This is a genomic window from Proteiniphilum sp. UBA5463 (genome assembly GCF_002427225.1).
Lineage (GTDB): Bacteria > Bacteroidota > Bacteroidia > Bacteroidales > Dysgonomonadaceae > Proteiniphilum > Proteiniphilum propionicum.
Genome location: NZ_DIQL01000051.1, coordinates 75,231 through 84,210, shown reverse-complemented (window position 1 = coordinate 84,210; position 8,980 = coordinate 75,231). Strand labels below are relative to the sequence as shown.

Sequence of the window (8,980 nt, the reverse complement as noted above, 5' to 3'; positions counted from 1 at the left end):
GTTTGGTCAGTTCCGCCAGTTTCTCCGGTTCCCCCGGTTTTATCATCAGGAATAACTACTGTTCCTCCCCCTGGATTCGGATCTGTAGGAGTGGTTGATGATATGGCTCTTCCGATGATTTTATCGGGTAGAATTGATTCATTTATGCTTGAATCATACCTGTTGGTCTCTTTGCCGGAAACTGGTTCCATGTTTGTCGCAATCCACCAGTTATTCACATAACCATCCTTATTAGTGTAATTGATGCTGTTGTTTGCAGCTGTGATATTATATGATGCTCCTAAATTCCCGTACCAATTACACATAGTCATTCCCACATTGGTAAAGTAATTTCGTGTACCATACACTTTATTGTTTCTCAGGGTCATATTGTTGCCTCCTGAAATAGCAATTCCGTACTGCCCAGGGTTTACCAATACATTATCTTCGGCAATCTGATAAGAGCCGCCAATGTCACCAAGATTGATTCCTCCACCCGAACCTGAAGGGCCTCCGCCTCTAATCCAGTTTCCTCTGACCACAATAGGGCTTTCGGCAGTGCCGTTCGACTGGTTTATGTTGATGAGGTCTTCGGGAGAACTGTCCCCGGGAAAGTTCTCGCACACATTGTAACTAATGCTGCTGCCCGCACCCGATACCTGAATAAATTGAGCCATCACTCCAAACTCATCGGAACCCTTTAATTTTCCAAGTATGTTTGTAAGATCGTTGTACTCAAATTTAATTTCCTGAGAGGTAGATGCCAGCATTCCCGACTGCACGTTTTCAAACGTATTATCGATGATGGTCACATTTTTGCACATCCATAAATAGATGCCTCTTTTCAGCGGGCTTGGCCCCAGCTTGCAATTTCTGATAGTTACATTTTCGCAATTATATAAGGCAATGCAGATTTCGCTGGCGCTCGAAATTTCCAATCCTTCAATTACGAAATTACTTTTGCCGATATATTTTATCGGCGCCGATTTGGTGTAATTCCCGGTATAACGGGATCCTTGCCCATAAGAATTGTGCAATGGAAAGGCAATGCATATCATAGCAAAGATGATATGACAGAGAGTGGAGTTTAGTTTCATTTAAAAAAAAAATTAATGATTAGGCGTTCATCCATGGCAGCTTAATCGATAAAATTATGGAGTGGTGGAATAAATTAAACGTTAGCTGTTGCATGATGATTGTTTTACAAATATAGTCGATTTTATTTATACTATCATGTTAAAAAACAATCAAATATATGATCATTTTATTGAAATTAAAAAGAATTAATTTGAGTTAACCACCACACTGAGATTATTTATAATTATTATAAATAGAGATCATTATCAAAGATAATCTCATAAACAATTTTCCAATATTCTTAACTTATAATGTAATATTATGTAAGTAAAAAATAGAAAGAATTGAGAAAATGCAGGTATAATTTTGCTACACTTAACTATTTAAGTTAAGTAAAATATTGTAACAGCATAACAATATCTGTAAAATATATCGTTTTTAAATTAATATATGGGTGATAAATGTAAAAATAATTAAAGCGCACTTAATAATAAAAAGATTCAGTTTCTTCTTTATTATTACATTTTTTACCATTTAATGTTCTCAGGTGAATGATATTTGCTTTTCAGTGTTGGATATTCCAGAAACAAAAAAATATTATTTATCAACTTATCAGGTATGCAGGATGTGATATTTATTTTTACGTAAATTTAGTAAGTCAAGATGGTTAACTGCATATTTATACGGGTTATTAAATATTATGTTGCTATTACGATATTATCAGAGGTTATTCATTAAAAACAAATGAGATGCTGATAGAGGTTTCAAAAGAGGAATACAGAAAACATTTCTCTACAGACTCAAGTCCTTTTATCACAGAACAGTTTGTAGAACTGGTAGAAAACAAACAGGACAAGATTCTCCGGTTGATGAAGGATGATAATCCTTCTATTGGCTTGTTGGCCGGCACAAAAGATGGGATTATGCGATCTCCTTTTTCAGCCCCGTTTGGCGGGTTCCATTATAAGTATGAGCATATGTTGCTGCGTGTGGTCTATGTATTCATTTCTGAGCTGAAGGATTATATTTCTAAAAATGGGCTCAAACAGCTATATATTACACTTCCCCCGAATCTATATCAGGCCAGTATGAACGCCAAATTGGTGAACGCGTTTATTAGCCTGGGATTCACGATGGAAACGCCAGATATAAACAACTGGATTAATTTAAAAGAGTTCAATGGAGAATGGGTGAAAAGTGTGGTGCTGCAGAACTATAGAAAAGCTATGAAACATGGCCTGACATGGTGTGAGGTTTCTTGCAGGAGTGAGATGGAGGAGGCCTACAGAGTTATCAGGAGAAATCGGGAAGAAAAGGGGCGCGATATTTATATGACCCTTGACGATCTGTTGAAAGTTAAAGAAATTTTTCCGGTAGAATTCTTCATTATCAGGGACAAGAACGCCAAATGCGTAGGAGCCGGGATATTCTACCGAGGACATGAAAATATTGTTCAATGTATTTTCCTGGGTGATGATATGGAAAACAGAAGCTTAGGCGTCATGAACCTGATGTATATTAATTGCTACAATTACTATAAAAAACTGGGTTTCGATTATATTGATATGGGTGCCTCGAGCCTGAGAGGAGAACCAAATTCAGGTTTGATTAGGTTCAAGGAACTACACAATTGTGTTACATCGCTCCGCTATACGTTTACATGGAAATCGTAACAATTAAGAGGGGTATGTAATCATGAAGATTCTGCCCGGAAAATCATTATCTGTGCAGAAGCACATTCCAGAAGCTTTCCGGAAGCATTATATTGGATATATCTGCGGCACGGGAAAAAAGAGGCGCGATTTCTGAATCACGGAAACCTGCAATGCCGCAGCCTACACGTGTCACAAGAAAAGTAAGTTCGGGATTTGCAATAGCGAAATCGATAAACTCTTCAACATAGGGCTTTATCTCTTCAGTACCACCGTGCATAGTAGGTATTCCGTATGATTGTCCCTGTAATCCGGTACCTTTTCCCCAGACAGCGCCAAACTTCTTATAGGCAGTCAAGGCAGCCCCCCCACGGTGATTCCCTTCTAAATTGCTGCCATATACAAATATCTCATTTTCCTTCAAATCGGAAATGTATCCCGGTGTAGTTCTTTTGTTAAACAGTAAATTATTCATTTCATCGATTTTTAAATTTAAAACGTAAACAGGAGTTCCATCGTGATCTTGTTAGAATCCATCTCTCTGTTTTTTGCGAATATATCCATGCTGTTATTCACGAAATACCATTCGTAATCTAATCTAAGCAAGGAAGAATATCGTTTGTTGTTATATCCGAACCCCAGTCCCGCAGTCAAACGGTTCACATCCAATCCGCTCTTATCAGAACTTTCATCAATGCCATCCCAGCGAATGGCAGGTTTTATAAACTCGAACATTTTTGTCTTGACAGGAAAGAGATATGCACCCTGCACATAATATGATAGCATATTGTTGTGATATTCTGTCTTACTCTTTCTTTTCATGATTTCCGTCTCAATCTTCCACCTGTCACCTTTGTAACGAAAGTCAGCTCCGTAAAAGACAAAATGGGTGGAATCGCTTTTCGGATAGTTATAAATTTTGGCTGTTACACGCGCACCCTGCATTTTTCCCAGCTCAACGCGTCCTCCGTAAGCCATATCTTCTTTCCAAACAGGATTATTTATTGTATTTCCATTGAACATTCCGAACTCCAATTTGGCGGGAACTGTACCAAGCAAAAGATTATATTTAGCCATAACCCCTAGATCTCTGGTGCTAAGGAAATATTTCCCCAAAAACGCCCGGTTGGCGAACATCATTTCACCAGGGCTTACAACATATGAGTTAAACAATGGTATGCTTGTCTGTCCTAAGGTAAGAGAGAGCCCGTTAACCGGCATTAAAGTACCACTAAGATCCAGCACACTGAACTTCCCTTCGTTACTGAGCTCTACCTGAACCTTGTATGCAGAGTAGGTATTAATGTTTCCCGAAACGCCTATGCGTGAGTTCCGTACCGAAAAACGATACATACCTGTCTCAGATGCATATTCGAATTTATTTTTTAATGTTCCGTCCACTTTGAAGTTCGGATATAATATACTGTCTGATTCTTGCGCACTCAAACAAAATGTTAATGTGCCAATTGACAATATTGTAAACAGAAGATTACGCATGATTATAAAATAATATTTTCTATCGATTAAAGTAATTATATTGCTGATTCGTTTTTCAACATCATCTCTTTTATGCCTAAACCCCAGTGATATCCACCCAGGCTTTTGTCTGAACTTATTACCCGGTGACATGGGATAATGTATGAAATAGGATTCTCTTTCACTGCAGAGCCAACAGCCCGAAAAGCCTTGGGGTTACCTGTATTTTCCGCGATAATTTTGTAGGTAGTTGTTTCCCCGTATGGGATATTAAGCAGCTCTTCCCATACTCTCAGCTGAAAACTGGTTCCTTTTATATGTAGGGGAAGGAAGTCGTCGGCAACTTTACCGTCAATAAGGGAAAGAGCTGTATCGTGTACTTTCTCGCTCTCTTTTATGTGAATGGCTGCGGAGTATCTTTTTTTTAGTTCGTACTCCATATTTTTCTCGTTGCCAAAGGCTATATAACAGATACCGGTATTGGTAGAAGCAATAAGAACTTTACCGTACAACGAATAATAAATATTATACTTTATTTTAATTCTGTTTTCCTCATGTGGTGACATTACGGTAATATACAGAATATTATTATTTCTATCTTGTTGGCTCATCTCAGGTTATATTATTTGTAATCAGCAACGCAGATAAGTATGTACAATTTATAAAGCATACATTAATTGGATAAAAACTGTTCAAAACCATCGGAATATTTTATGCCGAAGGTGCTGTCCTGCTTTTCGTAAATGAAATAGTAGTACAGCCCGGGAAGTTTACTGGCTACTTCAATCGATCTCTCCATTCCCATTGCCATGAAGGCTGTCGCATATGCATCGGCAGTCATGCAGTCGTCGGCAATAACTGTAGCCCCAAGAATATCCAGTTGTGAGGGATATCCCGTTTGTGGATCTATGGTGTGTGCATATTTTTTCCCATCTTTTATATAGTAATTACGGTAATTGCCTGATGTTGCCATTGATTTGTTGCATAGTGACAGAATTACCTGCAGGTCGTGCTGAATACCTGTAAAATCGTCAATTGGCTTATCCACTCCAATTCGCCAGCACTCACCCTTCTCGTTCACTCCTTTTGCAGTAATCTCTCCGCCAATCTCAACCATGTAGTTATCAATTCCGTAACTCTCCAGTAGGTCTGCTATCACATCACATGCATATCCTTTGGCAATGGCAGATGCATTTATCTGTACTCTGGGATCGCTTTTCAAAATGTATCCATCACTGTCTATGCTTATTTTTTCGTAACCTACAAAGCTTTTGAGGCTGTCGATAATTTCAGGTGTTACACTGTCGATATTCTTAAATCCGAAACCCCATGCATTGATAAGCGGTGATACGGTTATATCAAATTTTCCTCCGGTATTTCGTGAAACCTCTTCCGATTTCAGGAATACGTTCAAGAAAAAAGAGTCGGGTTTCACCTGCTCATTACGATTTACTTTTGATATTATTGAGCTATCTTTAAAAGGATTTAATGACATATCGAACTTGTGGAGTTCGGCCACAATCTCCTCTTTAAGTGAATGGCTGTATGAATATTTTATATTATAGCCGGTTGTGAAGATCTCTCCTTGATCATGATGATATGTATAATTCTCTTTTTTATTCACTGAATTACATGACAGGACCAGTGAAACTAAAACCAAAGAAAGTGTATTTATATATTGAACTCTCATCTGTTTGGTTATTTTCATCATTCACACAATTAAAATATTAATGAACAGTCTTAAATTCTAAATCGACTTTTTGCAGGTGACTTTTTTCTTATTCTTAAAATTCTTCTTCAATCCGGTAATAGTTCCTTTCGGGCGAATTCCTTGAAATTAGCTCACCCAAAAATCCCGCCAGAAAGAGAAGTGTTCCCAGTATCATCATTGTTAGAGAGATATAGAAATATGGCGACTCGGTAACCAGGCGGTAAGGGTTCCCATGGTGCATGTCGTACAGTTTCATTGAACCTACGAGAATGGTTGCGATGAAACCGATAAAGAACATCACGCTTCCCCACAACCCGAAGAAGTGCATTGGCTTTTTCCCGAACCTGTTAAGGAACCATAAAGTCATTAGGTCGAGGTAACCATTAACGAACCTGTCGGCACCGAATTTACTCCTTCCATATTTACGTGCCTGGTGGTGTACTGCCATTTCACCGATTTTAGTATATCCTGCATTCTTGGCCAGTACCGGGATATAGCGATGCATATCGTTATACACCTCTATGCTTTTTGCCAGTGATTTGCTATAAGCTTTTAATCCGCAATTAAAATCGTGAAGTTTTATTCCTGACACTTTTCTGGCTGTTGCGTTAAACAATTTGGACGGCAGGTTCTTTGTCAGTTTATCGTCGTACCTCTTTTTTTTCCATCCTGAAACCAGATCGTAACCATCTTCCCTGATCATACGGTAAAGCTCCGGTATTTCATCTGGACTATCCTGAAGATCGGCATCCATTGTGATTATAACATCGCCTTCTGCTTTTTGAAAAGCACAATGCAGTGCTGGCGATTTGCCATAATTCCGTCTAAACTTTATTGCTTTTACCATATTGGAGCCGTTCTTCAGCTTTTTTATGATCTCCCAGGAGCCATCAGTGCTTCCATCGTCTACAAAAATAATTTCGTATGAAAAACCATTCTCCTGCATAACACGTTTTATCCAGTCGTGCAGCTCTTGAAGCGAGTCTTCTTCGTTAAATAACGGTATTACAACTGATATATCCATCGATTTGAAAAAACATTAAATATTTTACAGTTTTTTTAAACGCATCGCCGTGGGAACTACAATAAGAGAGAGAATGAAACCCAGGAAAACATCCGCCAGGATTACATTGCTTATGATATAAGAAAATATTGATGGGAGGGGTTGCTCTGCCAGGCGTGATGCGAAGGATTTACCTATATTTATTGTCTGAGCCATCTCTATCATTTTCTCATATAGATTCGATATATAAGCAGGTTCGATCCATTTAACATGAATGAACACTACAAGAGATTCGAGTATGGAGGCGAAAAAAAACAACAATATTGAAAATTGAACCCCATGCCAGAAACTCATTTTGTTCTGCATTAAACAAGTATTGTATTTTACAAGAAAATAAAACAGCAACAGGGGAGTGCCAAAACTCAGTATCGAACCAATTGTGTTGAATATCCGATAGCTATTCCCTGCAATTACAAACAGGTATTTAAAAACCCAGAATAACCCAAGGTAAATACCTGCATACGTAGTATAATTCAACAATTGATTTCTGTTCTCTTCCATTAAGTACAATTTATCATACAAAAGTAATCAAAAATATTAAAAAGTAGAAAATGAAGATTTTTGAATAAAATTTGACTGCCCGGACTCATTGGTTATAATCAATATAATTTATTGTTAATTCTATAATCCCATGCAAATCAAATAGTGCTACTAAAAAATCCACGTTAAATTAAGATTTATTAAACAAAAAAGTATCGAAATAATGACAATACATTTTATATTTGTGACATGTTTTAAAGATCACAACAGTATGGAATCCCCAAAATTGGAGATAGGGAGGAGTGGATTGTTTCAATCAGATGGGAAAATTTTGATTGATATAGATGATATACCTTATCCCACAGCTGTTTATTTTATTGATAATGATGAGGTTGCTTTGAATAAGTGTGCATATGAAATTCTTGGAATGAAGGATGACGCAGTTTTTGACCTTAATTCGTGGAGAAAAATTAATCCATACGTTGAAGATATTCTAAAAAAAATAACCCCCGGAATTGTAACAGACCAAAAAATTCATGTAATACTTTTTGATGGAAAACATGAAATTATGAACTACTCATTCTCTTGTTTTTCAAATCCTTTAATAGGTAAAATTACTATTATTCATTTTTCAAAAGCTTCTGAAAAATATTCCGTTGCCTCATTATCTTCTTTATATTCTATAAGGGAGGAATTGACAAAGTTAAAACCTTATCTGAACAGGCCCGGTAAAATAATACATGATGAAATAATGACAAAGTATTTCAGAGAGGGGAATCAAAAACTCACATTAGATGATTTAGTATATTATGAGAAGGAGCTTCGCATTATCCAGAGAACATATCCATCTTTATCACATCGTGAAGTAATTTTGTGCGGATTACTTGTAAATGATGTTGACACAAAGGATATAGCGGTTATTACCAACAGGTCGTTGGTCTCTGTATTTGTTACAATCCATCGCATCAACAAAAAACTGGGAATATTAAATAAGAAAGAATTGATTCTTATGCTGAAAAATCTTGTAAGAAAGAAGGAAAAACAACATAAAATAACTATAGCCGGCTTCTGATTCATTTTGAATGAAAATAGCAGTAACGTAATCATTACACTCCATCTCACGTAATCAGCAAAATATTTAAATATTAACCACCATGCCTGCCTTTGCTGCCAGATATATTTAATGCATTTTAATCTGTAAGCTAATTCCTGAATAGCTAACATCATTTCAGCTACAATGTACTTTATTTATATTGCTATAGTATTGAAACATTGCTGTACTGGTTTCAAACATGCCCGGTTTTGGAAACAGAGCAATGTTTAACAATATTTATTATGCAATTTATAGCAATTCCAATTAAAATATCAGCAACAGCGTTAAACAGTCGTTTATGAAATATAGTCCATCTGTTTTGTAATATTATGTAATTAAAATTTTAATAATAACGATAAATTGAAAATATATATTTGCAGCACTTAACTAATTTAGTTAAGAACAATGCAACGTACTTTTTCTTTTATTCGGGAATAACATTTATGTGG

9 protein-coding genes are annotated in these 8,980 nt (G+C 36.7%); 2 read left to right on the top strand and 7 right to left on the bottom strand.

Annotation, left to right across the window (positions count from 1 at the left end):
• Positions 1-1,076 (bottom strand): right-handed parallel beta-helix repeat-containing protein (locus B3B27_RS08635; protein WP_286845424.1); only part of this gene is annotated, 1,076 nt, incomplete at its 3' end.
• Between the two features lie 729 nt (positions 1,077-1,805).
• On the opposite strand from B3B27_RS08635, the gene B3B27_RS08630 reads away from it, so the two are divergent.
• A complete protein-coding gene (locus tag B3B27_RS08630; RefSeq protein ID WP_238866379.1) occupies positions 1,806-2,729 on the top strand; it encodes a hypothetical protein in 924 nt (307 codons plus the stop codon).
• 46 nt (positions 2,730-2,775) lie between these two features.
• Here the strand turns inward: B3B27_RS08630 and B3B27_RS08625 are convergent, their stop codons facing one another.
• The 6 genes from B3B27_RS08625 to B3B27_RS08600 form a co-directional block, all read right to left on the bottom strand.
• Entirely contained in the window at positions 2,776-3,183 is a 408-nt protein-coding gene (locus B3B27_RS08625; protein ID WP_238866382.1) for an A1S_2505 family phage non-structural protein, read from the bottom strand.
• Between the two features lie 17 nt (positions 3,184-3,200).
• Complete coding sequence (locus B3B27_RS08620; protein ID WP_286832681.1) at positions 3,201-4,154, bottom strand: hypothetical protein; 954 nt, start codon at positions 4,152-4,154, stop codon at positions 3,201-3,203.
• An 86-nt stretch (positions 4,155-4,240) separates the two neighbouring features.
• The gene (locus B3B27_RS08615) at positions 4,241-4,795 is read right to left on the bottom strand and encodes a methylated-DNA--[protein]-cysteine S-methyltransferase (RefSeq protein ID WP_238866384.1); all 555 of its coding nucleotides are present in this window, start codon (positions 4,793-4,795) and stop codon (positions 4,241-4,243) included.
• 62 nt (positions 4,796-4,857) lie between these two features.
• On the bottom strand, positions 4,858-5,874 hold the full coding sequence (locus tag B3B27_RS08610; RefSeq protein WP_238866386.1) for an FAD:protein FMN transferase: 1,017 nt from the start codon (positions 5,872-5,874) through the stop codon (positions 4,858-4,860).
• 94 nt (positions 5,875-5,968) lie between these two features.
• Positions 5,969-6,919 (bottom strand): glycosyltransferase family 2 protein, encoded by a 951-nt coding sequence (locus tag B3B27_RS08605; RefSeq protein WP_238866387.1) that lies wholly within the window; start codon positions 6,917-6,919, stop codon positions 5,969-5,971.
• A 24-nt stretch (positions 6,920-6,943) separates the two neighbouring features.
• Positions 6,944-7,459 (bottom strand): DUF4199 domain-containing protein, encoded by a 516-nt coding sequence (locus B3B27_RS08600; protein ID WP_238866389.1) that lies wholly within the window; start codon positions 7,457-7,459, stop codon positions 6,944-6,946.
• Between the two features lie 250 nt (positions 7,460-7,709).
• Here B3B27_RS08600 and B3B27_RS08595 point away from each other — a divergent pair, with 250 nt between their 5' ends.
• Positions 7,710-8,510 carry a helix-turn-helix transcriptional regulator gene (locus tag B3B27_RS08595; protein WP_238866391.1) on the top strand — a complete coding sequence of 267 codons (801 nt, stop codon included), beginning with the start codon at positions 7,710-7,712 and terminating at the stop codon, positions 8,508-8,510.
• Positions 8,511-8,980: the final 470 nt, after the last annotated feature.